At 33.6% G+C, this 24,500-nt stretch carries 23 protein-coding genes; 10 read left to right on the top strand and 13 right to left on the bottom strand.

Going from position 1 to position 24,500, the window contains the following annotated elements; all coding sequences use genetic code 11:
- Nucleotides 1-217: 217 nt before the first annotated feature.
- A complete protein-coding gene (locus tag H7350_RS02670; protein WP_204344324.1) occupies nt 218-2,800 on the top strand; it encodes a phosphoenolpyruvate carboxylase in 2,583 nt (860 codons plus the stop codon).
- Nucleotides 2,801-2,864: 64 nt separating this feature from the next.
- Here H7350_RS02670 and H7350_RS02665 read toward each other — a convergent pair whose 3' ends face one another.
- The 3 genes from H7350_RS02665 to H7350_RS02655 form a co-directional block, all read right to left on the bottom strand.
- Nucleotides 2,865-3,239 carry a cupredoxin domain-containing protein gene (locus H7350_RS02665; RefSeq protein ID WP_204344323.1) on the bottom strand — a complete coding sequence of 125 codons (375 nt, stop codon included), beginning with the start codon at nt 3,237-3,239 and terminating at the stop codon, nt 2,865-2,867.
- A gap of 32 nt (nt 3,240-3,271) precedes the next feature.
- Complete coding sequence (locus H7350_RS02660; RefSeq protein WP_204344322.1) at nt 3,272-3,820, bottom strand: carboxymuconolactone decarboxylase family protein; 549 nt, start codon at nt 3,818-3,820, stop codon at nt 3,272-3,274.
- A 350-nt stretch (nt 3,821-4,170) separates the two neighbouring features.
- A complete protein-coding gene (locus tag H7350_RS02655) occupies nt 4,171-5,034 on the bottom strand; it encodes an AraC family transcriptional regulator (protein ID WP_204344321.1) in 864 nt (287 codons plus the stop codon).
- A 573-nt stretch (nt 5,035-5,607) separates the two neighbouring features.
- On the opposite strand from H7350_RS02655, the gene H7350_RS02650 reads away from it, so the two are divergent.
- Together H7350_RS02650 and H7350_RS02645 are read left to right on the top strand one after the other, a co-directional pair.
- The gene (locus H7350_RS02650; protein ID WP_204344320.1) at nt 5,608-5,754 is read left to right on the top strand and encodes a hypothetical protein; all 147 of its coding nucleotides are present in this window, start codon (nt 5,608-5,610) and stop codon (nt 5,752-5,754) included.
- On the top strand, nt 5,738-8,272 hold the full coding sequence (locus H7350_RS02645; RefSeq protein ID WP_204344319.1) for an alkaline phosphatase family protein: 2,535 nt from the start codon (nt 5,738-5,740) through the stop codon (nt 8,270-8,272). Before H7350_RS02650 ends, H7350_RS02645 begins: the two co-directional genes overlap by 17 nt.
- Nucleotides 8,273-8,329: 57 nt before the next feature.
- Here the strand turns inward: H7350_RS02645 and H7350_RS02640 are convergent, their stop codons facing one another.
- From H7350_RS02640 to metG, 3 genes are all read right to left on the bottom strand, one after another.
- Nucleotides 8,330-9,181, bottom strand: a complete 852-nt coding sequence (locus H7350_RS02640; protein ID WP_204344318.1) for a T9SS type A sorting domain-containing protein — start codon at nt 9,179-9,181, stop codon at nt 8,330-8,332.
- A gap of 225 nt (nt 9,182-9,406) precedes the next feature.
- Nucleotides 9,407-9,862, bottom strand: a complete 456-nt coding sequence (locus H7350_RS02635) for an META domain-containing protein (RefSeq protein ID WP_204344317.1) — start codon at nt 9,860-9,862, stop codon at nt 9,407-9,409.
- 67 nt (nt 9,863-9,929) lie between these two features.
- Nucleotides 9,930-11,975: a methionine--tRNA ligase gene (gene metG, locus H7350_RS02630; protein ID WP_204344316.1), complete on the bottom strand. Its 2,046-nt coding sequence runs from the start codon at nt 11,973-11,975 to the stop codon at nt 9,930-9,932.
- A gap of 211 nt (nt 11,976-12,186) precedes the next feature.
- Between metG and H7350_RS02625 the strand changes: the two genes are divergently transcribed.
- Genes H7350_RS02625 through H7350_RS02615 form a run of 3 tightly spaced genes read left to right on the top strand, consistent with a single transcriptional unit; the run spans nt 12,187 to nt 14,324 of the window.
- On the top strand, nt 12,187-13,200 hold the full coding sequence (locus tag H7350_RS02625) for a S66 peptidase family protein (protein ID WP_204344315.1): 1,014 nt from the start codon (nt 12,187-12,189) through the stop codon (nt 13,198-13,200).
- Nucleotides 13,201-13,202: 2 nt separating this feature from the next.
- Nucleotides 13,203-13,964 carry a HEAT repeat domain-containing protein gene (locus H7350_RS02620; protein WP_204344314.1) on the top strand — a complete coding sequence of 254 codons (762 nt, stop codon included), beginning with the start codon at nt 13,203-13,205 and terminating at the stop codon, nt 13,962-13,964.
- Nucleotides 13,965-14,324 carry a YraN family protein gene (locus H7350_RS02615; RefSeq protein ID WP_204344313.1) on the top strand — a complete coding sequence of 120 codons (360 nt, stop codon included), beginning with the start codon at nt 13,965-13,967 and terminating at the stop codon, nt 14,322-14,324.
- Between the two features lie 461 nt (nt 14,325-14,785).
- Here H7350_RS02615 and nadD read toward each other — a convergent pair whose 3' ends face one another.
- Genes nadD through H7350_RS02600 form a run of 3 tightly spaced genes read right to left on the bottom strand, consistent with a single transcriptional unit; the run spans nt 14,786 to nt 16,841 of the window.
- Nucleotides 14,786-15,364 carry a nicotinate (nicotinamide) nucleotide adenylyltransferase gene (gene nadD / locus H7350_RS02610; RefSeq protein ID WP_204344312.1) on the bottom strand — a complete coding sequence of 193 codons (579 nt, stop codon included), beginning with the start codon at nt 15,362-15,364 and terminating at the stop codon, nt 14,786-14,788.
- 3 nt (nt 15,365-15,367) lie between these two features.
- Nucleotides 15,368-15,958, bottom strand: a complete 591-nt coding sequence (gene gmk, locus H7350_RS02605; RefSeq protein ID WP_204344311.1) for a guanylate kinase — start codon at nt 15,956-15,958, stop codon at nt 15,368-15,370.
- A 25-nt stretch (nt 15,959-15,983) separates the two neighbouring features.
- Nucleotides 15,984-16,841, bottom strand: coding sequence for a YicC/YloC family endoribonuclease (locus H7350_RS02600; protein WP_204344310.1), 858 nt, complete (start codon nt 16,839-16,841; stop codon nt 15,984-15,986).
- A gap of 106 nt (nt 16,842-16,947) precedes the next feature.
- Here H7350_RS02600 and H7350_RS02595 point away from each other — a divergent pair, with 106 nt between their 5' ends.
- Entirely contained in the window at nt 16,948-17,424 is a 477-nt protein-coding gene (locus H7350_RS02595; RefSeq protein ID WP_204344309.1) for an acyl-CoA thioesterase, read from the top strand.
- Here H7350_RS02595 and H7350_RS02590 read toward each other — a convergent pair.
- Both H7350_RS02590 and H7350_RS02585 read right to left on the bottom strand, forming a co-directional pair.
- On the bottom strand, nt 17,416-18,309 hold the full coding sequence (locus tag H7350_RS02590) for a DMT family transporter (RefSeq protein WP_204344308.1): 894 nt from the start codon (nt 18,307-18,309) through the stop codon (nt 17,416-17,418). The two genes, H7350_RS02595 and H7350_RS02590, sit on opposite strands and share 9 nt — an antisense overlap.
- A complete protein-coding gene (locus tag H7350_RS02585) occupies nt 18,302-18,661 on the bottom strand; it encodes an arsenate reductase family protein (protein ID WP_204344307.1) in 360 nt (119 codons plus the stop codon). Before H7350_RS02585 ends, H7350_RS02590 begins: the two co-directional genes overlap by 8 nt.
- Nucleotides 18,662-18,775: 114 nt before the next feature.
- Here H7350_RS02585 and H7350_RS02580 point away from each other — a divergent pair, with 114 nt between their 5' ends.
- Nucleotides 18,776-20,023, top strand: a complete 1,248-nt coding sequence (locus H7350_RS02580; protein ID WP_204344306.1) for a cation:proton antiporter — start codon at nt 18,776-18,778, stop codon at nt 20,021-20,023.
- Here H7350_RS02580 and H7350_RS02575 read toward each other — a convergent pair.
- A complete protein-coding gene (locus tag H7350_RS02575; protein ID WP_204344305.1) occupies nt 20,020-20,766 on the bottom strand; it encodes a DUF3298 and DUF4163 domain-containing protein in 747 nt (248 codons plus the stop codon). The genes H7350_RS02580 and H7350_RS02575 overlap by 4 nt on opposite strands.
- A gap of 129 nt (nt 20,767-20,895) precedes the next feature.
- Here H7350_RS02575 and H7350_RS02570 point away from each other — a divergent pair, with 129 nt between their 5' ends.
- Nucleotides 20,896-22,035, top strand: coding sequence for a cystathionine gamma-synthase (locus H7350_RS02570; protein WP_204344304.1), 1,140 nt, complete (start codon nt 20,896-20,898; stop codon nt 22,033-22,035).
- Between the two features lie 72 nt (nt 22,036-22,107).
- Here the strand turns inward: H7350_RS02570 and H7350_RS02565 are convergent, their stop codons facing one another.
- Nucleotides 22,108-22,923, bottom strand: a complete 816-nt coding sequence (locus H7350_RS02565; RefSeq protein ID WP_204344303.1) for a THC0290_0291 family protein — start codon at nt 22,921-22,923, stop codon at nt 22,108-22,110.
- A 222-nt stretch (nt 22,924-23,145) separates the two neighbouring features.
- Between H7350_RS02565 and gdhA the strand changes: the two genes are divergently transcribed.
- On the top strand, nt 23,146-24,489 hold the full coding sequence (gdhA, locus tag H7350_RS02560) for an NADP-specific glutamate dehydrogenase (RefSeq protein ID WP_204344302.1): 1,344 nt from the start codon (nt 23,146-23,148) through the stop codon (nt 24,487-24,489).
- Nucleotides 24,490-24,500: the final 11 nt, after the last annotated feature.

Raw genomic sequence — 24,500 nt, 5'->3', positions numbered from 1 at the left:
AATACTATATTGATAAGATCAAATCTAAAATAATTATATTTAAATCAAAACCTATTTTGGTTTTTTTTATGACTTAAAAGCATAATTGTATTAGCAATAAAACACGTAAATAAATAAATCATTATCAATTGATTGTCTTTATTTTGGGAATTTCGCAAAAACGCTGAATTATTTATAAAAATAATGAAGCTTCACTACCTTTATAAAAAGTTTTAAGATGTCTACACAACCCAAACTAACAAGGTTTAAGCAAAATGTAAAGTCAAAATACCAGATATACAACAGTATTTTCATGACCTTACCTTTCGATTCAATAACTAAAACAGGTGCGTTATTGCCTTTGTTTCATGAAACCTGTCAAAAAGGGTTTAAGGCAGGTGATGATCCAACAATTATTGTTGAAACATTTTTCAAAAAATATCAGGCAAGACGTTCAAAAGAAAGTCAGTTAAATTTGTTATTCAGGTTTATTCAATACATCGAAAGACAGGTGGTTTTATTTGATGCTATTGAGGATGCAGCATTTCCAATAGTAAATAATATGGATGGTATCGGAACGCTGAGAAGCTTAAAAGAATCAGCCATTTCTGAAAACAAGCTTGAAGATTTACAGCGCTATCTGGAAGAATTTAAAGTCAGAATTGTTTTAACAGCACATCCAACCCAGTTTTATCCTGGTAGTGTGTTGGGAATTATTACAGATTTAACCGAGGCGATTAAAGAAAATGATCTGTTAAGAATAAATGACCTTCTTGCTCAACTAGGAAAAACGCCTTTTTTTAAGCATAAAAAGCCCACACCTTATGACGAAGCTGTGAGTTTAATTTGGTATTTAGAGCATGTTTTTTATTATTCTTTCGGACAAATTTACGACTATATACAGCAAAATATATTTGAAGGGAAACACATTGAAAACGACATCATCAATATAGGATTCTGGCCAGGAGGTGATCGTGATGGGAACCCTTTTGTAACCCCAGAAATTACACTTAAAGTTGCAGCTAGGTTACGAGAAACCATACTTAAAAATTATTATAGAGATATCAGACGCTTAAAGCGTAAACTGACTTTTAACGGTGTTGAAGATCGTATATCTAAAATTGAAATTCAATTATATAAAGCATTTACCACATCTCAGAAAAACCCAATTACTTTAGCGCATTTAGTTTCAGAACTAAACGACATTAAAGCAATTGTTAAAAAAGATCATCAATCCTTATATATTGACGAAGTGAACAGTTTGCTCAATAAAACACAGTTGTTTGGCTTTCACTTCGGAATATTAGATATTCGTCAAGACAGTAGAGCTCATGCAGCAGTTTTTAATGCAATGGTCGATAAAGTTATTGCTTCTGGAAGTTCTATTTTCCCAAAAAACTATCATGATTTAACTGAAAAAGAACAAGTTAAAGTGCTTTCAAAAATTAAGGGTTCTGTCGATGTATCTTTATTTGATGAAGAAGACGTTTTAAAGACATTAAATACGATGAAGGCGATAAAAACCATTCAGGAAACCAATGGTGAGAAAGCTGCAAGTCGATACATTATCAGTAATAACCAAACCACACTTAATGTAATGCAGCTTTACGCCATGCTGAAGCTTGTTGCATTTCAAGAGGAATTAACCGTAGATATAGGACCTTTATTTGAGACCATTACCGATTTAGAAAATGCACCTGCTGTTATGGAAGAATTATATACTAATCCAGACTATGCGAAGCATTTGAAAAAACGTGGAAATAGGCAAACTATCATGTTAGGCTTTAGTGATGGTACAAAAGATGGTGGATACCTAATGGCAAACTGGGCTATTTTTAAGGCTAAAGAACGTCTTACTCAAGTGTCAAGAAAATACGATGTAACGGTTATTTTCTTTGATGGTAGAGGAGGACCACCAGCTAGAGGAGGTGGGAAAACACATCAGTTTTATGCGTCTTTAGGACCAACAATCGAAGATAAAGAAGTGCAGTTAACTATTCAAGGTCAGACCATTAGTTCTAATTTTGGAACTTTAGAGTCTTCTCAATATAACTTAGAACAATTAATAAGTTCTGGTATTTTAAATCGATTAAATGATACCAATGCTGCGATGCTTAAGGAAAACATCAAAGTCATGGATGATTTAGCAAGCTTGAGCTACAAAGCCTATTCAGAATTTAAGAACCACCCAATGTTTGTGCCTTATTTAGAGCGTATGAGTACTTTAAAATACTATGCGAAAACTAATATTGGTAGTCGACCATCTAAACGAGGAACATCTGATAAGTTAATTTTTGAAGACTTGAGAGCAATTCCATTTGTTGGCAGTTGGAGTCAGTTAAAACAAAATGTACCTGGCTTTTTTGGAGTTGGTACAGCCCTTAAGTACTATGAGGAAAAAGGTCAATTTGATCGTGTAAAAAAGCTGTATTCAAGCTCGAGCTTCTTTAAAACTCTAGTAGAAAACAGTATGATGTCTTTATCAAAATCATTTTTTGATCTGACAAAATATATGGCAGATAACGAAGAATTTGGTGCATTTTGGACCATCATTTACACCGAGTACGAAACCTCAAAACGTCTCTTATTAAAACTTACGGGATCAAAGGAACTCATGGAAGAAGAACCTGCAGGTAAAGCGTCTATTGACATGAGAGAGTCTATCGTTTTACCGCTTTTAACCATTCAGCAATATGCTCTTAAGAAAATTCAGGAGCTAGAAAAAGCTGAGGTTAGGGATGAAGAGCAGATAGCTGTTTTTGAGAAAATTGTGACACGCTCACTCTTCGGAAATATTAATGCTAGTAGAAATTCAGCATAAAAAAAGGAGTGTTTTTTAAAACTAAAAACACTCCTTTTTTATAATCCCTGTTTAGTGATGTACACTACTTCACAATCAATGTGTATTGAGGTGTTGGATTTAACGGACAAAAGTAAACATACTCTCCTTTTTCCAAGGTTGTAATATTTGATGTCTCTTTTGAATTGTTTTGAACCGCTTTTGTTACATAAGCCGTTTTGATATGAGCATCAGGATTTGATTTTGGAGCTAGAACGAAGCCTACGTCATGGCCAACATTACTGTTAGTGATTTCAAAGATATAAGCACCAGCTTTTAAGGTAATTTCCTTTTGGGTAAATTCTCCTTTTGTTTGTTCTAAAGCAACTACGGTCGCTTTGTCTTTACTCATATGATTTTGAGCATTTGTAGTTAATGTAAATGCAAAGGCAATGACGAGAATTGAAATGATTTTTTTCATGATTTTATGTGTTTTGTTTCTGTTTTTTATGATTATATAGTTTGTAATGTTAAAGGTTGAGCTTCAGGAAAGTCAACAGGAACCTGAGTTGTGTTATGTGTGTAGTTCGAAATGGTTTTTTCACCTACCAAAGAAATAACATCAATTAAATTACCTTTTGTATAGCCTGCATTAAAGAAGTCTTCTAAAACGGATGGCGTTGTTCTTCCTCTGTTTTCAGTGATGTTTTTGGCTAATTTTGCCAATGCATCAAATTTTGAATCGGTTGTAGAAAAACCAGCTCTTAATTCTAAAATCTGATCTTCTGTAAATCCGTTCATTTTTCCAATAGCTGTATGAGCAGATAAGCAATAGAGACATTCATTTACCTGACTTACAGCAAGGTTTACAACTTCTTTTTCTTTAGCGGTTAACGAGGTTTTTGCATTAGCAAATGTCAAGTAGTTTTCAAGGGCTGTATCACTATGAGCATATGTTGCATATAGGTTTGGTACAAATCCTAAAGCATTATTTAGGTTGTCAAAAATAGCCTGATTGTTTGGGCTTACGTTTTCTTTTGTGGGTACATTAAATGTGTTCATAATATGTATTTTAAATGTTTATTAATTATTTACACTGCAAAGATGCAATGTTGTTAAAGGGTTTAGAATAGAATTTTTTCCTTGTGAGATGTCAATTTTTCCCTTTTCTAAACTTTTGCTTCGGAAATGTGACTGATAAAGGGTTTTTCGGCATCACAATAAAAATCGTGAATATGTTTTTGTTCACAATGAGTTTTCGGACTGATAGTATGTGCGATTTTAGAGTGATTTTTTGTGAATATTTCAATTAAATTGAAAATAGATATGTGTTTTAAATTCATCTTTATACTGTTTTGATTTAACGATACAAAGATGCAATGCTAACTCATGTTAAAGAATGAACAATTTGCCTATTGGCTTGTCAATTTTTCCTGACTTGAAGTGTTTAGCTGTTTTTTGAAGTCTGAAGGCGATAGAGAAGTATATTTTTTAAATAATCTACTTAGATGTGAGGCGTCTTCAAAACCTACGTCGTAAGCAATTTCTTTTGCAGTTTTATCGGTATAAATTAAAAGCCGTTTGGTTTCAAGTACGATGCGTTCGTGTATAATTTGTAACGGACTTTGATTAAACTTGGCAAAATTATTAGATAATGTTTTTGGAGATTTAAACAGTTGGGCAGCATAAAAAGAAACACTATGCTCGGTTTTGTAATGTTGCTCTACCAAATAATTAAATGATCTTAATAGACTAACTTTCGAACTTTTAGCAGTTTCAACTATGCCTTCTTTTGCTTTAAGTAATCGCGTGCTCTTAATAATAAATCGAGCCATAAGCATACGTAACATTTCGGCTTGAATAGTGTCTTTAGTGTCTAATTCATCAATAAAAACCTCATGAAGTATATTAAACTTTCGCTGTTCGCTTTCATCCAGATGAATTATCGGAATATTAACGTTTCCAAAAAACAAAACACCTACACAACTCACTTCTTGATCATGATCTTTTATGCAATAGAACTCCCTGTTAAACTGATACACAATTGCGTTTTGTCCATCTACATATTGTAAATATTGTATAGGAGTTAATGCTAAAATACTATGAGGAGCTAAGCTTATTGGAAGGCTATCAATAATGATGTCTATAGGTTCGGTTTGAGCCCAGATAAAGGTATAAAACTCAGCTTGTTTTGGAGTCTGAAATGATTTTAAATCGGTTTCGTTTCCAATATTGAAAATGGCATTGGTAGAAAATTCTTTAAAAGTGTGTGTCATATTCACTAAGTCTGATTAGTGAATAAAACATTACAAAAGCTTAAAAGATTTAAGCCACTTTTTTGATTAAATCAAAACAAGGACATTTTTTACAGCGCTTAAATTCAGATTTTTTGAATTTTTTACAGCATTTAGATTTTACTTTACCTAAACTGTCAATGCCAGAATCTTGAAGAACTTTAACACGCTCTTTTTTCAGTTTCTTATTTTTTTTTTTTTACCCATTACTTTTGCTGAAAAACAATGCAAAAATAGTTATTTAAATTAAATCTAAATAAAATTTAACATTTAAATTGTTCATTTTCATAAGGCTTATTTATCATCAATTTTATTCTAGGCCTTATTCCTATGTAGCTTTTTTAACAAACATATTCAACTAGAACTCAACTGTAACAGATTAACTTTACTATAAATATTGAGATTTTTGAGAGTGATTAATCATGAATAATTCTTAGTATTTATAGCTGCTAGATATTAATATCACAAAAATTATAGTTCAATATTTAAAATTGGAAAAATGTAAATATACATCGCATAATTATTCTATTTTTATGTTTGACAAGACATATAATTATGGATAAAAAACCACAAAAACATTCTATTGAAATCACCGAAAAAGGATCACTCGGATTATTAGCTTTAGGTGATGTAGGTATAAGAGCATGGAGGGCAGTAAAAAAAGAAGCGCAATTGAAGCAAAACGATGAAGAAAAAAAATAAAGTATTACTTATTGGCTGGGATGCTGCCGATTGGAAAATCATAGGGCCTTTACTGGCCAAAGGTCAAATGCCAGCTCTAAAAAAACTTATCGATAGAGGTGTATATGGTAATATGGCAACAATGAATCCTCCATATTCTCCCATGTTATGGTCAACAGTTGCTACAGGAAAAACGCCAGACAAACACGGTGTTTTAGGGTTTTTAGAAATTATGCCAGATTTAAAAGGAATTCAGCCAGTTACGGTTCATTCTAGAAAATCCAGAGCCTTGTGGAATATTTTTCACAATCAAGGTTTAAAGAGTAACCTGATAGGTTGGTGGCCAAGTTTTCCTGCCGAACCTATAAATGGTATAGTTGTTTCAGATAAATTTCAAAAGGTTAATAAAGATATTAGGAAAAAAAGTCCTATTCCAAAGGGAAGTGTAAATCCTGCCGATTATTTAAAAGAGATACAAGATTTAAGAATGTTTCCTCAAGAGGTTACTGAGGCACATATTCTGCCTTTTATTCCTAAAGCTGATAAAATTAATACGGAAGAAAGTAAGAGCCTTATTACCTTTTGTAAAATTTTAGCTGAAAATGTCTCTGTTCATTGTGCAGCAACACATGCTATGCAACATTCAGAATGGGATTTTATGGCAGTCTATTATGATGCTATTGATCATTTCTGCCATGCCTTTATGAAGTTTTACCCACCAAAACTGAAACCTATACCTACAGAATTATTTGAAATATATAAAGATGTTATCTCAGGTGCTTATCGTTTTCAAGATATGATGCTAGAGCGAATGATCGATTTGGCAGGAGAGGATACTACCATTATTGTCATGTCTGATCATGGTTATGAATCGGGAAACAAACGTATTTTGGAAATGCCAAAATATCAGGCAGCACCAGCTTTAGAACATAGGCAGTTTGGCATATTTGTAGCTGCTGGACCAAACATTAAGCAGAATGAAAAAACCTTTGGTCTTGGACTTATTGATGTGGCGCCAACACTATTGCACATGTTTGATTTGCCTGTTGGTAGAGATATGGATGGAAAAGTAGCTCTAGACATTTTTAAAACGCCCAAACCTCCAAAGTATATTGAAAGCTGGGAAAGTGTAGAAGGTGATTTTGGTGAGCACTCAAATGCTGGTAATAATGAGAATAGTACTCTAAATGACCAAGAGGCTCTTGAGCAACTTATAGAACTGGGTTATATAGATCGACCAGATGAGAATATAGAAACCGCAATTTTAAAAACAAAATGTGATCTTAAGCACAACTTGGCCAAAGTATATATGGGCAAAAAAGATTACGAGATGTCTAAGTCTATTTTATTAGAATTAATAAAAGAAAAAGATCCTATTGATATCATTCCTTATTATATGGACTTGTTAACCATAAGTCTGGCTTTAGAAGAATATGATAAAGCTGAAATCTATCTTAATGAATTACGAACCAGAGACAAAAAATTTGAAATCAAGACCTACTTTTCTGAAGCTAAAATTCTATTAAGTAAAAATAAAGTCAAAGAAGCATTGGCGCTTTTAGTAAAGGCAAAAAACAATAAGCCCAATGGAGAGGTATGGTTTCAAATAGGAAAAATATACACACGCTTAAATCGTTTTCAGGATGCCAAAGATGCTTTTGAACATGCATTGAAGTATGAAATTGATAATGCAAGGTATCATCAGGCTTTAGCTTATGTTTTAATTAGAATTGATGATTACGAAGAAGCTGCCGAACATGCCTTAACTGCTATTGAACTTATTAAATATTTTCCTGAAGCACATTATACGCTTGGTGAAGCTTTAGAGAAACTAGGAGATTTAGACAACGCTAAAAAAGCTTATGAAACGGCTGCGGCACTTAAACCAAAAACCCATTATCGTGCTGAAAAGGCGATTGAAAATATTAAAGAGAAAACAGATCATGCTTTAGAGTTTAACGATAAAACGAATAACAAATATTTTGAAGATCAGATTGTTATTGTCTCTGGTTTGCCTAGATCTGGAACCTCTCTAATGATGCAAATGCTTCAGAGTGGCGGACTTGATATCTTAACAGATTCTAATAGAAAAGCCGATATTTCTAATCCTAAAGGCTATTTAGAATATAATCCCGTAATGGCACTTCATAAGGATAATAGCTGGTTAGGAAAAGCGCAAAATAAAGCGCTCAAAGTAGTTGCACCACTGCTTAAGTTTTTAGATACAAAATATCGTTATAAAGTGATTTTTATGACCAGAGATTTAAATGAAGTCGTAAAATCTCAACAAAAAATGATAGGTCGAGATACTGAAACATTACCAGTAAAACTATTTCAAACCTATGAGAATCATTTAAAACAAGTAGAATCGTGGAAGTCTAAAGAACCTGGTGTAGAGTTAATTTATATAGACTACAAGGATGCATTGAATGAGACGCAAAGTGTAGCTGAAAAAGTATCCTTATTTATCGGAAAAGCGATGAATGAAGAAGCCATGTTAGGCTGTGTAGATAAAACATTATATAGAAATAAGGCTTAAAAGAAAAGCGTTTTTCTTATCAAGAAAAACGCTTTTTGATTATTTTAGAAAGGTAATTTAAAGCACCAGTTTCTTTCTTAGTACAGCTTTTGAATTTGCATCAGTTAATTCAATGATGTAAACTCCACTCGCTAAAGTATTTGCCTCGACTACAAAACTATCACCAGAAGTTGTTCCTTCTAAGATACGCTTTCCAGTCATATTAACTAAACTGTAGCTAGTCGCTTCAGGTAGATTGTATAATCCTATGCTTTTGTTTAAGGCAACAATTCTAACATCATTTAAAATACTTTCATTTACACCCAGAGTTTGCTGTCCAGCTAATATTGATTCACCAACAGTTAAATTCCAAGCATAATCTTTAATAGTAAATACATCACTAGCGGTTCCTACATCTAAACGAACCCAGCCATAATGAATGTTTCCTCCACCTGCATCAAAACGAAGACCTAAAAAGCCATCAGTAATATCACACCAGTTTCCATAACTGCAAGAGCTATAATTTAGTGATTGAAATCCAGAAGTGAATCCATTATCATTCCAAGAAGAACCTCCACTAGAAATAGCCTCACCTGCACTTAAAGCAAATGGATATGCGAAAGTACCACCACCAGAACCTAATACCTCGTTCCCAGCAGCTAAAGGACTAATAAATAATTGATTAGAAATGTATATACCTCCATAAGAAGATGTATAAGAAGAATTTACATTAAAGATTCTAAAATCATTGGTACCATCATTATTTAAATCCAGCATATACTCAAGATTGGCTCCACCAACAAAATCAGGAGGACCGATATCGGTATATCCTATTTGCCCACTGGCATCAGCAACACCAGCAATAGCAGCTGTTAAAGCTCCATATTTGGTAAGTTGCTTTGATAATTTAGAAGACGTAGTTTTTTTCATAAAAAATAAAAATTTGGTTAGAAGATGTTAATATACAATTTTTATCTTTTTGATAAATTATCTGCTGTGTTATCTGTAAATTTTTGCCATATTATCAAAAACAACAGTATTTTATTGATAATTTAAACATGCAAAGCCCTTGTTTTTAAGGCTTTAATCTAACACGTGTCTATCTAATTACAAAACAACCTTAGCGTATTTCCTGTTGTAGTATGAAAATAGATCTTATTTTGCGACGGCTTCAAAAACAGCTAATGGTGCCATTTTTGCTTTATTGAGACTCAATGTTTTGTCTTTAAGCGAGTAGTTGTCAATTTTTTCTAATACAGACATAAATGTGTTCTCTACATCCATATGTTCGCAAGCTCTTAATGTGTTAGCAACCTGAGAAATTGATAATTTTGAATTAGCTGTGATACTGTAAGTCCCACTAAAATTATTACAACCACCATGTCCTGATACTTTCTGATCTTTTGAAAAAATGATATAAGCATTTTTATGACTTACATCTTGTCCCATAAGAGTTACTAGTTTCCATGTGGTATTTTCAATAGATATAGGCACTTTTGAGGTTTCGACTTTAGATTCAGCGTCTGTACTAGTATTATTTTGTTTGTTTTTCGAATTGCAACCAGTTAACAAAACAAGTATCGCAAAAAGGTTTAGCATTATTAATTTCATTCTTTTTGAGTATTTATGATTAATACTAAATAGGTTTGCAAAAAGCAGACCATTAATAATTAGACTCCTAACTTATTTGTAAACCACTATCTACCGCTGTATCCGGATTTACAAATACCAATTGTCCTTCAGGAGTTTCGGTCATTAAAATCATACCTTCACTTTCGATACCTCGTAATTTTCTAGGAGCTAGATTAACTAAAACCGTAACTTGCTTTCCTATAACTTCTTCGGGTGTAAAAGTTTCTGCAATACCAGAAACAATGGTTCTTGTATCGATTCCTGTATCTACTTTTAAGACAAGTAGCTTTTTTGTTTTAGGCATTTTTTCAGCTTCAAGAATAGTCCCGACGCGTATATCCAATTTGGTAAAATCATCAAAAGTAATGAGGTCTTTTTGCGGTTCGATAACTTTATTTGCCGCCTCGTTAGCTTTTTTACTGGCTTCTAATTTATCGAGCTGTTCTTGAATGGTTTTATCTTCAATTTTTGAGAATAACAACTCACCTTTTCCAATGTGATGACCAGATGCGAGAAGTATATCTTTTGTTGAAATGTCCTCCCAGGAATTAGCATCAGTATTTAAAACCCCTTTCAGTTTTGTGGAAGTGAATGGTAAAAAAGGCTCACTTAATGTTGCTAGAGCACTGGCGATTTGAAGAGCCACAAACATTATTGTTTTGGTGCGCTTTTCATCAGTTTTTACCAATTTCCAAGGTTCCTCGTCAGCAAGGTATTTATTACCTAAGCGTGCTAAATTCATCAATTCCTGACTCGCTTCTCTAAAACGGTAACGCTCAATAGAACTTTCAATGACTGCAGGATACGCTTTTACTGCAGCTAATGTTTCGGTGTCTATATCTGTAAACTCTGAAGCTTCTGGTACAATACCGTCGTAATATTTATTGGTTAGAACAACAACACGATTAATAAAATTTCCGAAGATGGCTACCAGCTCATTATTATTTCTCGCCTGAAAATCCTTCCAGGTAAAGTCATTATCCTTACTTTCTGGAGCATTGGCAGTTAAAGCATAACGTAAAACATCTTGTTGGTTAGGAAAATCTTCTAAATAATCTGGTAACCAAACCGCCCAGTTTTTAGAGGTTGATAATTTGTTGCCTTCTAAATTTAAAAACTCATTTGCAGGAACATTGTCTGGTAAGATATAAGAGCCTTCAGCCTTTAGCATTGAAGGGAAAATAATACAGTGAAATACAATATTGTCCTTACCGATAAAGTGAACCAATTTGGTGTCTTTATCTTTCCAGTAAGGTTCCCAGTCTTTACCTTCTTTTGCCGCCCATTCTTTAGTGGCAGAAATGTAACCAATAGGTGCATCAAACCATACGTAAAGTACTTTGCCTTCGCCTCCAGGAACAGGAACAGGTATTCCCCAATCTAAATCACGTGTTACTGCTCTTGGACGTAAACCGTCATCTATCCACGACTTTACTTGTCCGTAAACATTAGGTTTCCAGTCTTTTTTATGACCTTTTAAAATCCATTCTCTTAAAAAATCTTCATGCTTATTTAAAGGTAAAAACCAGTGTTTGGTTTCTTTAAGTGTTGGAACATTACCAGTGATGGCCGATTTCGGATTAATAAGATCTGTGGCGTTTAAACTCGAACCACAGTTTTCGCATTGATCACCATAAGCCTCTTCATTTCCGCATTTTGGGCAAGTGCCTGTCACAAAACGATCGGCTAAAAACTGATTCGCTTCTTCGTCGTAAAGTTGCTCCGTAATTTCTTCAACAAACTCATGTTTATCATAGAGTGTTTTAAAAAATTCTGATGCTGTATCATGATGAATTTTTGCAGAAGTACGAGAGTAATTGTCAAAGGTAATTCCGAAATCTTCAAAAGATTTTTTTATAATAGCGTGATATTTGTCAACGATATCCTGAGGAGAAACCCCCTCTTTTTTTGCTTTAATTGTAATAGGTACACCGTGTTCATCACTTCCGCAAATAAAAGCGACATCGTTTCCCGTTAAACGCTTATAGCGAGCATAAATATCTGCAGGTACATACACACCAGCTAAATGACCAATATGAATTGGGCCGTTAGTGTAAGGTAAAGCTGCGGTAATAGTATATCGTTTAGACATTTTGAATGTGTTTTAGCAAGCCACAAAAGTACACATTTTACAAAGGATTTTGAAGTGAGTATTATAAATTTTAGACAGGATTTCTATAATTAAATACTTAACATTCTCAATCTAATAATTCAATGATGATCTACGTTCCTAATTTTGTAAATAATTGATGCTTTAAGAATTATTAAATTTAAACATCTAAAAAAAAATGTACATTTACAATATGTCAAAAATCCGTTACTTTTTATTCCTGATTTTACTCTGTTTTTTCTTCGGAAATGTAACTGCTCAGGATAAATCTGTTCTAAAAAACCAAGCTGTTTTGATACAACCACCTTACTTAAAAGCAGGAGATACTGTAGCAATAGTTGCGCCATCAGGAATACTAAAAAATAGAGATGAAGAAGTGGAACGTGCTGTAAAGCTATTACATAGTTTTGGCTTAAAGACTGTTGTTGGAAAGCACGTATTTAAGCAGGCCGATCATTTTGCAGGTACCGATGACGAACGATGTGAGGATTTTCAGAATGCATTAGACGACCCAAGTATAAAAGCTATTTGGTGTGCCAGAGGTGGTTATGGAGCAGTTAGAATTTTAGACAAATTAGATTATACAAAATTTAAAAAGCATCCAAAATGGTTAATTGGTTATAGTGATATAACGGCATTACATAATCAAATACATAATGAAGGATTTCAATCTATTCATGCTTTAATGGGTGTGAGTTTAACTAAAGATTTAGAAGATATCAAAGAAACCGTTGCAACCTTTAAATCTACGATTTTCGGTAAGCCAGTTAATTATACATTAAACGGATCTGAGTATAATAGAACAGGAGAAGCAAGCGGACCATTAGTTGGCGGAAACTTAACAATGCTTCATACCATGTTAGGTTCTAAAACAAGTATCGATACATCAGGCAAAATCCTTTTTATAGAAGAAATTGGAGAATACAAATACCATATTGATCGCATGCTACAAAGTATGAAGCGTGCTGGTTATTTTGATAATTGTAATGGTGTTCTGGTTGGCGATATGACAAAATTGCGAAAGAACACTACACTCTGGGGAACATCTGTTGAGCAATTAATTTTAGATGCGCTTTCAGATTATGATTTTCCAATTGCTTTCAATATGCCTGCAGGCCACGAACCTGACAATAGAGCCATGGTTTTAGGACATCAGATTACTCTAAAGGTTAGTAAGGATAAAACGATACTTACATTTGATGATTAATTATGGGGTTTTACGATCTAAAAAAATCAGAACGGGATGAGCTGGTAAAACAGATCAACGACGTTATTACATCTGATTTAAAACATGGTCAATCACAAAACAGTATCAGTTATTTTTCAGATGAGGATACTTATATTCGGAAATCAGCCTATCTGGCTATTGGCAAAATTTTCTATAAACATCCAGATTTACAATCTGCGATTTTTTCAGTGTTAGATACATTGATGCAATCTGAAGATGAATTGATTCGCCAGACGGTTATAAATGCAGCTGGCGAAATTGGTAAATTTCATTTCGATAAGGTTCAGCACTATATGGATAAAGGGTTATTTGACCAACACCATCGTGTTAGAAATGCCGTTATAGGTTCTATTAAAAAAATGGGAGAGAAGAACCCTGTTCCTGTTTTAGCATGGTGTAAAACCTATCTCAAGCATCCTGATAAAGAAATTAGACGAGAAATTTGTCATGGTATTGAACTTCGCGGTCGTACGCATCCGCAAGATATATTGCCGCTTCTTAAAACGCTGGAGTTTGATGATACCAAACGTGTTTCAGACACTTTAGTTCATGTACTCGGACAAATAGCTTATAAAAATGGTTGTTTAAACACAGTAGTTGCACATCTCAATACATGGAAAAACAAAGCGCTAATAGAAAAGGCTTTAGATGAAATTGTCGATGTTCACCATCGTTATAAAAAATTTGCAGTTTTAAGTCAGGATGAAGCGATACGCTATATTGATGCTAATTATAAAAGATAAATGGCTAATCATAATGAATTAGGAAAAAAAGGTGAGGACTTAGCAGTTGATTTTCTGTTAAAAGATGGGTATGAAATTATAGCTCGTAATTATGTCTATCAAAAAGCCGAAGTCGATATCATTGCCCAAAAATCAAATATACTAGCTGTAGTTGAGGTTAAAACACGTGCTAGTCGAGGTTTTGGTAATCCTCAGGATTTTTTAAAACCCAAACAAATACAACGAATTATTAAAGCTATCGATGCATTTGTAAATACCAATCAACTGGATGTTGAAGTTCGTTTTGATATAATTGCTATCGTTCTGAATAAAAAGGAAATGTCCTTAGAGCATTTAAAAAATGCTTTTTATCACTTTTAAAAAATAATAGTAATAGACACTAATATTAGTGTGTAGTAACAAGCATTGATGATTTTATCTTTTCTGCTAAGTTCCATATAGCGTTTTAACTCGTTTCTAACTAAAGAAGAGGATAAGCTAAGAGATAATATAATCACAGCTGAGAAAATAAACCAGTACAATGAATCGGGATAGGTAAGGAAATAGCCAGTTGTTAAGAAGGATAGAATTAAAACTGCAGAAATCGCAAACTTAATTTTTCCAAGCGTACTGAGACGATTCCTGCGCACACATTCAAAAACCTTATACAATAATATCGCTAAGAAAAAAAGACCTATGATAAGAGTGTAATTCATGTGGGATTTAAACTTTTTAAGACTATAAAAATAATGGTTTTTTCATCAAAAAAAAAACTATTATTAAAATTAGTTTTTAACATTAACATTAATGTTAAACGTAAGTTTACGGTGAAATATTGTATGTTATTTATAAAAATTCATTTCGTCTAAATATTCCCATACATGTTCGGGTAGCATTGGTCTAACATTCTTTCCCTCTTTTATAGATTTACGAATAAATGTTGATGATAACTCCATAATTGGAGCATCGATGTTATGAATCTTTTTATGATTGTCAAACTCAGTTTCTACAGTTCCTTCAGAAATTCTGGGATAGACATAAATGTCATGATGTTCTAAAATGAGTTCGTAGTTTTTCCACTTGTGAAAACTCTTCAGATTGTCTTCACCCATAATCAATGCAAATTCATGCTCAGCATATTTCTCCTGAAGATAAGTGAGTGTATTTATGGTATAATTAGGCTGAGGTAAATTAAACTCAATATCACTAGGCTCGAGTTTCGTATATTCTTTGGTGGCACGATACACCATTTCATAACGCTGACGATTATCCAGCAAAGAACTTTTCTTTTTAAAAGGGCTGTGTGGAGTGACTACAAACCATATTTTATCGAGATCACTAAATTCGGCTAAGTGATTTGCAATCGTTAAATGACCAACATGAATGGGATTAAACGTCCCAAAATAGAGTCCGATTTTCATAGTTTATTGTTTAATAAAATCTGAAACTAAAGTATAAGCGTTTTCAAGTGCCTTATCTAAATCTTTATTGAGCACAATTTTATCAAATAAAGGCGCTGTAGCGAGTTCGGCAGGTGCTTTGGCAACACGCATGCTAATTTTATCTTCGCTTTCTTCACCACGTTCTTTAAGCCTTATAATAAGTTCATTAAGATCTGGTGGCTTAACAAAAATAGCGATGGTTTCCTCAGGAAATTTCTTTTTGATTCTGAGTCCGCCAGACACATCAATATCAAAAATCACATGTTTGCCTTTTCCCCAGATGCGTTCAATCTCCGTTTTTAATGTGCCATAGAAATTATCGCGATATACCTCTTCCCATTCTAAAAACTCATCATTTTTAATTCGGTTTTTAAAATCTTTGATGTCTAGAAAATAATAATCTTTTCCGTGAATTTCATTACCACGTTTTTCTCTGGATGTTGCTGAAATTGAAAACTCTAAATTAAGTTCTTTCTGTTTGAGTAAATGTCTAACAATGGTTGTTTTTCCTGAACCTGATGGTGCTGAAAAGACAATTAGTTTTCCTCTTTTTTTATTTTTTATTTCTGACACAAGTTTGTTTTAAAGTTCATGTATATTACAGCACATTCAATAACTGTTCCTTAATTTTTTCGAGTTCATCTTTCATTTGAACCACCAGTTTTTGCATTGGTGCATAATTAGATTTTGAACCTATAGTATTAATTTCTCGTCCCATTTCCTGAGAGATAAATCCTAATTTTTTTCCATTAGAATCATCAGATTTTAAAGCTTTTTTAAAGTAATCTAAGTGATTCTTTAAGCGCACTTTTTCTTCGGTGATGTCAAATTTTTCAATGTAATACACGAGTTCTTGTTCAAAACGGTTTTCGTCTACTTTCTCTTTAATTTCTGAAATCCCCTTATTTAAACGTTCTCTAACACCTTCAATACGATCAGGATCCATAGCAATAACGTCGTCTAACAATTTCGAAATATTTTCAACACGATTGATAAAATCGGCTTCGAGACTTTTGCCTTCATCCAATCGGTATTTTTGAATCTTCTCTAAGCTATTGTCAATAACTTCAGCAATCTGCTTCCACTCATTTTCATCAATATCATCACGTTCGGTCGTTACTGCGTCAGGTAAACGAATCGCCATTTTTAATAATTCGGTAGTATCGCCATCAACAACTTCTCTCAATTGTTTGATGTACTGTTTAACAACCGTTTTATTGATTTGTGTTGAGGTTTCTTCACCTGTGATTTCCATGTATAACGAGAAATCTACTTTACCTCTCACTAACTTTGAAGCAATTAGTTTTCTAATGCTTAATTCTTTTTCACGATACATAGAAGGCATACGTGTGTTGAGGTCAAGGTTTTTACTATTTAGTGATTTGACTTCAATTGAAATTTTTTTGGTTGGTAGCTGTATAACAGATTTACCATAACCAGTCATTGATTGTATCATGAACGAATTTTAAAAGTTGAGCAAAGGTAAGCAAAATCATAAAGTTATAAATCATAGCTTCACATTATCAAAAAACTATAACTTTGCAGCCTTAAAAAAAATATTGATGTACAAAAAGAATTTTGAAATACGCTGGAGTGATATTGATGCGAATGGTCATTTAGCCAATTCGGCTTACACCAACTTTATGAGTCATACCAGAATGGGCTTTTTTATAGAATACGGATTTTCTATGGAAACACTTTCAAAACATGGTGTTGGACCAGTTGTATTTTATGAACATACTTATTACTATAAAGAGTCATTTATAGGAAAACCTGTTACTGTAAGTCTAGAATTATCTGGCTTAAGTGAGGATGGAATGTTCTTTAAATTTGAGCATAATTTTTACAATGATAAAGGCGAACATTTAGCCTCAAGTGATATGTTAGGCGCCTGGATAGATTTAAAAACCCGAAAACTAACAACCTTGCCAGAAGCCTTATTGAAATTTTCACAGTTATTTCCAAGAACCAAAAACTTTAAAACGCTTACCAAAGAAGATACCAGAGTTGAAGGGAAAGTCCCTAAAAATTTAAGCTGATACTTTTGGTTTTTTAGACACCAGATAAACGCCTGAGAAAATAAGTAACATCGCAATAATTTTTACTGGACTTACAACGTCTACTCCCATAAGAATCGCAAATACACCAGCAATTACAGGTTGAAGATAAATAAATACTCCAACTGTGGACGCTTTAAGCGATCTTAATGCTAACGGATTTAAAACATAGGTTGCAAATGTTGCTCCAATGACGACAAAGGCTACCGAAAGCCAGACATAAGGTGTAAAGGTGTGCCATTGTATTTCAGAAGCTTCGGTGTATCCAAAAGGAATTACCATAAGTAGTCCAAATAAGAATAGCCATTTAATAAATGTAAATGGATGGTATTTAGCCGTTAATTTCTTAATAATTATGATGTAAATACTATAGGAAATCGCATTGATGAAAATAAAGAGGTTTCCTAAGGGAACATTATCTCCCACACGAGTAGATTTCCCTAAAACGGTTAGTAGAATTCCACCACAAAACCCGAGAACAACTCCCAGAATTTTGAGTTTTGTTACTTTTTCAGCTAAAAAGAAAGACGATAAAACCAAAATGATAATTGGCGTTGTTGTAACAATCACTGAGGCGTGAATTGGAGACGTAAGTTCTAAGCCCTTTAAAAATAGGAGCATATTTATGGCCACACCAAATACAGCTCCAAGAAAGAAGGTAAAGTAATCTTTTTTGTCAATTTTTTCAGCTTTGAAAAAGAAGCCAAATATCCAGAATAGGAGCGTAGCTCCACCAACGCGACAAAGGGTTAATCCAAAAGTTTTTATAAACCCTTCGTTGATGAGAAACTTCGCAAAGGTGTAATTCAAACCATATAAAAGCTGAACTAACGATAATGCTATAATTGCAAACTTCCTGCTATTCATTAGAGTGGATAAAAGCCTTTGCGGCTTCTACTGTTTTTGCACTATTACCAATAAAAATTCGATCGTTATAAACCAAAACTGGTCGGCTTAAAAACGTATAATGCTCCAAAATGTACTGCTTAAAATCCTTTTCAGTGAGATTTTGATTTTTTAACCCCATGTCTTTATAGAGTTTAGCGCGCTTACTAAACAACGCCTCATAGCTACCAGCTAATTTTGCAAGTTCTTCTAGTTGTTTTACTGTAATCTCTTCAGTTTTAATATCCTGAAATATAACGTCATCAGGTAAGTCTAAAGTTTTAATAATTCTTACACAGGTACTACAAGTTTTTAGATGGTATATTTTTTTCATGGTGATATTACAAATATTGATATAACTCAATGCGGGATTTTATGAGTTTCCATTGTGCAAAGTAAATAGATTTCAAAAGAAAAATAGTTACTTTTATCGAAAATTTAGAGACCTATGGATTATTATGCAATTGTATCGGTTTTAATTGTATTATCAGCACTTTTTGGGTATATCAATGTTAAGTTTTTAAAGCTACCCATTACCATTGGGTTAATGCTCATCACCATTGTTTTTACAATTATCGTTGTGGCTATCGGACAGTTTGATGATACTTTATTATTACGAGAAAAAGCACTCATTTCACAAATTGACTTTAAAACAGTCTTACTCGATATCATGTTGAGTTTTTTGCTTTTCGCAGGCGCTTTACATACTAATTTTAACCAGCTGAAGATCCAGCGATGGCCTGTGATGGTTTTTGCAACTCTCGGCGTTTTGGTATCTACATTTTTGGTCGGAATATTAACCTATTATTTACTTCAGCTTTTAAACCTTAATGTGTCATTTATATACTGTTTATTGTTTGGAGCATTAATATCTCCAACAGATCCAATAGCTGTATTAGGCATTTTAAAAAAAGCGGGTGCACCTAAAAAACTCGAAACTAAAATTGTTGGTGAATCCTTATTTAATGATGGTGTTGGTGTGGTTGTGTTTTTAACCATTTTTGCTATTGCTGCCAAGCCAGATGCCGCTATTGAATTTAGTGAGATTGCTAAGTTATTCGGACAAGAAGTTTTGGGAGGTATTGCATTAGGACTCATTTTAGGATACATCACCTATAAGTTACTAAAGTCTATTGATGATTACGAAGTTGAGGTAATTATAACCATTGCGACAGTTATGGGAGGAAGCCTGTTAGCTCACCAGTGGCATTTATCTGCACCATTAGCCATGGTTACTGCTGGATTAATTGTAGGGAATGATACCGTAAGACAATCGGCCATGTCTAAAATTACCGAAACTTACGTTGATAAGTTCTGGGAATTAATCGATGTGTTACTCAATACCATTTTATTTGTTATGATAGGGATGGAAATGCTGGTACTTACCTTTAGTTTAGATTATATACTGGCAGGTTTAATTGCTGTTCCGCTTGTGCTACTAAGTCGATATGTGTCATTATGGCTACCAATAAAATTCTTTGATAAAAAACTACAGTTTGTAAAACATACCAACTTAATTATGACTTGGGGCGGATTAAGAGGTGGTATTTCTATTGCTTTAGCACTTAGTTTAACCGAAGAGATGCATCGCGAATTATTTTTAGTCATGACTTACATCATCGTCGTATTTTCTATTATTGGTCAAGGGCTTACGGTTGAACCAATCATTAAGCGATTATCCCAAAATGCAGATTAATTTACGTTTAAAAACGAATTAACCTCTGTAAACGGAATTGTAAACTCTATAATGCCTTGAGCATATGCGGCAATTTCATAAGGATTATATAACACAATTAGGCCTTCATCACTAAAGCCTATTGATTCTGGTAGTTGAAAGTCTTTTCCAAAGAAAACATCTTCAGTTGGTTGATTTTCAGTGTCGTTCTTAATATTTTTTAATAGCTCACGTTCTATAATTTTTGAAAGTCCTTCCTGGTTGCTTATTAGGTCTTTCATATTTAACACAGTACCAGTTTGGGGATTAAAATTAAAAAACCTCACATTGGTATTTCCATGAGCACCTCCAGTATCGAGATAAGAATTTATTGCAATACAAATAATTTCTGGTGAACTATAGGTGACCTCACCATCAATAAACGCTTCCCATTGTTGAGATGACTCTGGAAAATCGTTTTTAAAACTATTAAACTCGTAATTAAACCTAGAAATTGCATCATGGATAGATACATGTTCTAACGAATCTTCTGAAATGTTAGTTTGGTTGATGATATAATTCTGAAGCGTATTATTAATACGATTGGCAATAATTTCGGTCCCTTCAGCTTTAGGAAAATTGATAGAAATATCAGCAGCTTCTGAAGTTTCTATATGGGTTTCAGTAAAATCGATTTTCACCTCTTTATTACAAGAAATAACTAAGGCTAATAGGGTAAATAGCAGGCTGATTTTTTTCAAAATATCCAAGATTCTGTTAAACATTCAATAAAGGTATTACTTAGATTTGAATACAACGAATTAAACCTTAAATTTGTTGTTTGCTATAAGGCAATGAAATGATTTTAGTCATTTTCCGACTTATGATTTTCAGAAAAAACAGAACAATAACTTATGAAATTCAACACAAAAACAATACATGGAGGACAAGAACACGACCCAGCTTACGGAAGTGTCATGCCTCCAATTTATCAAACATCAACTTACGCGCAATCTACACCTGGAGGTCATAAAGGTTACGAGTATTCCAGAACGCACAATCCTACCAGAAATGCATTAGAAAATGCTTTTGCCAGTATTGAGAACGGAAAACATGGATTAGCTTTTGGATCTGGGTTAGCAGCTATTGATGCTGTGATTAAGCTGTTGGAACCAGGAGATGAAGTGGTCTCAACGAATGACCTTTATGGAGGAACTTATAGATTGTTTACGAGTATTTTTAAGAAATTCGGAATTAAATTTCATTTCATAGGAATGGAAAACGTGTCAAATATTGAACGCTATATCAATGAGAAAACAAAACTCATTTGGGTAGAGACACCTACCAATCCAATGATGAATATTATTGACATCAAAGCTACAGCAGCGATTGCTAAAAAACATCAGTTATTATTAGCTGTAGATAATACTTTCGCTACGCCATATTTACAACGTCCATTAGATTTAGGCGCTGATATTGTCATGCACTCGGCTACAAAGTATATTGGAGGTCATAGTGATTTGGTTATGGGAGCACTAATTGTAAAAGATAAAGACCTGGCTGACCGATTGTATTTTATACAAAATGCAAGTGGAGCTGTTTGTGGTCCTCAGGATAGCTTTTTAGCTTTAAGAGGAATTAAAACATTACACATTAGAATGCAACGTCATTGTGAAAATGGTAGAGCTGTTGCCGAATTTTTAAATAACCATCCTAAAATTGAAGCCGTATACTGGCCAGGATTTGAAAGTCACCCAAATCATGACATCGCTAAAGCTCAAATGAATGATTTTGGAGGAATGGTATCTTTTACGACTAAAGGCAACAATTACGAAGAAGCCATCAAAATTGTAGAAAATCTTAAGATTTTTACTTTAGCAGAATCTTTAGGTGGTGTAGAATCATTAGCTGGTCATCCAGCGAGTATGACACATGCAAGTATTCCTAAGGAAGAAAGGGAGAAAACGGGAGTTGTAGATTCTTTAATTAGATTGAGTGTAGGTATCGAAGATGAAGAAGATTTAATTGCCGATTTAAAACAAGCAATAGGATAATAGTATTTTAAGTTCAAATAAAAAAGACCAAACTATGATGGCTTGGTCTTTTTTTTATGTCTATAAGTTGTTTTAATCGAGGTAATAGATGTATCCAAAGTTTAGCCAAACAAGCCAGTCATTAGCTTTGTTAGAACTCAGATTGTGATCTAAACCATCAATTTCATCATTAAAGTAATATTGCCATCTTAAATCGACCATCAAATCAGAGAGAACCGTTAATTTATAACGTGTACCAACACTACCTACAACAGACCATCCAGTGCCACTTCCATTAAATAGAAAAGGATCATCATTAGTGTCCGGATTAGCAGCATTAACCCATGGTTGATAGAAATTGTTCATGTTTTCAATATTACCATCACCATATGTGGTTTCAACTGTAGGATTGTAGGATGTAAAGTGTACACCTAGACTAATAAAAGGTGCAAAAGAATATGCAAAACCTTGAAAATCTCTAATACTTTTAGGAAAGTACTCTATTTGAGTACCAATATCAAAGTTTTGAGCAACTCCAGAGTGACGACGTAAACGTTCAGCATTTGCACTAGTTCTGGAAGCATCTACCCATTTTCCAAAGTGATTGAGTTTGGTTTTATTCCAAGAAATTTCATTTCTTAATTTAAAATGATCGTTGAAATACGTATCTGTAGAATAGCAGTTACAATCTGCTCTGTAAGCAAAATTAATGTAATGAACAATCCCAATCCCAATACCAGTATTACCTGAGTTAGTTTCAAAATCTTGCCTTACACCAAAGTCTGATTGAAAGGCTACTGGACCAGCTATAACACCAATTTCGTGTGAAAAACCAAGCTGCGAATAACATTCGTTTATACCAAGTATGAATACGAATATAAATGTTAATTGTTTAAAATTAAGCGTCATAGGTCATATTTTGCTGAGGGCTAGTTTGCTAACAAATATATAAAAACTGGATGAACTACCAAATGATTAGACGAAATGTAAAAATATCCGAACAACGGTATAATGATAATTTAATAGTGTATTAAACTTCTATTGAGAATATTAAAAAAAAAGTACGTACATTTTAAAGATAATGTATCTTTGTAGTACAAAAATCAAGATCGATTAATAATACTTTAATACATGAAAGATAAAATTGAAGCTTTTTTAAATCTTGTAAAAGATAAAAACAGTCATGAGACTGAATTTTTACAAGCTGTGCACGAAGTTGCAGAAACTGTTATCCCTTTTATTGAGGAAAATCCGAAATATCAAGGAAAAATGCTTTTAGAACGTATGGTTGAACCAGAGCGAACTATTATTTTTAGAGTGCCATGGATTGATGATCAAGGAAACACTCAGGTAAATAGAGGTTTCAGAGTTGAGTTTAACTCTGCTATCGGACCATATAAAGGTGGTCTTCGTTTTCACCCGTCGGTAAACTTAAGTATTCTTAAGTTTTTAGGGTTTGAACAAGTGTTTAAAAATTCTTTAACAACACTTCCAATGGGAGGAGGAAAAGGAGGATCTGACTTTAACCCTAAAGGAAAAAGTGATAATGAGGTTATGCGTTTTTGCCAATCATTCATGTCTGAGTTATTTAGACATATTGGACCTAATACCGACGTGCCAGCAGGAGATATTGGAGTAGGAGGACGCGAAATAGGATTTTTATTTGGTCAATATAAAAGATTACAAAACGAATTTACAGGAGTTTTAACGGGTAAAGGAATTAGCTACGGTGGGTCGTTAATTAGACCAGAGGCAACAGGTTATGGTTGTGTTTATTTTGCTAAAAATATGCTGGCAACTAATGGCGATTCATTTGAAGGAAAAACAGTTATTATTTCAGGTTCAGGAAATGTGGCACAATTTGCTTGTGAAAAAGCAACACAATTAGGTGCTAAAGTAATTACTATGTCTGATTCTGGTGGTTATATTCATGATTCAGAAGGCATAGATGCTGATAAATTAGCTTTTATAATGAATCTTAAAAATGTAAAGCGTGGCCGTATAAGCGAGTATGTTAATGAATATCCATCAGCAACATATCATGAAGGCGAAAGACCATGGTCTGTAAATTGTGATATTGCTTTACCATGTGCTACTCAAAACGAATTAAATGGAGATGAGGCTAAGCAATTAATTGATAATAAAGTTATAGCAGTTGCAGAAGGAGCAAATATGCCAACTACTCCAGAAGCCATTGCTGCTTTACAAAAAGCTAAAGTGTTATTCTCACCAGGAAAGGCATCTAATGCTGGTGGTGTTGCTACCTCAGGATTAGAAATGAGCCAAAACTCTTTACGACTTAACTGGACAAGAGAGGAAGTGGATGAAAAGCTTCGCAAAATTATGGATGATATTCATGAGTCTTGTGTGGAGTATGGAACACAATCTGACGGTTATATAGACTACGTTAAAGGTGCAAATGTTGCTGGGTTTGTTAAAATAGCAGACGCAATGCTTGCTCAAGGTGTCGTTTAATAACGTATCAA

This window comes from Psychroserpens algicola, assembly GCF_014526325.1.
Lineage (GTDB): Bacteria > Bacteroidota > Bacteroidia > Flavobacteriales > Flavobacteriaceae > Psychroserpens > Psychroserpens algicola.
The sequence above is the reverse complement of the archived record's forward strand: the minus strand, read 5'-3'. Positions and strand labels throughout refer to the sequence as shown.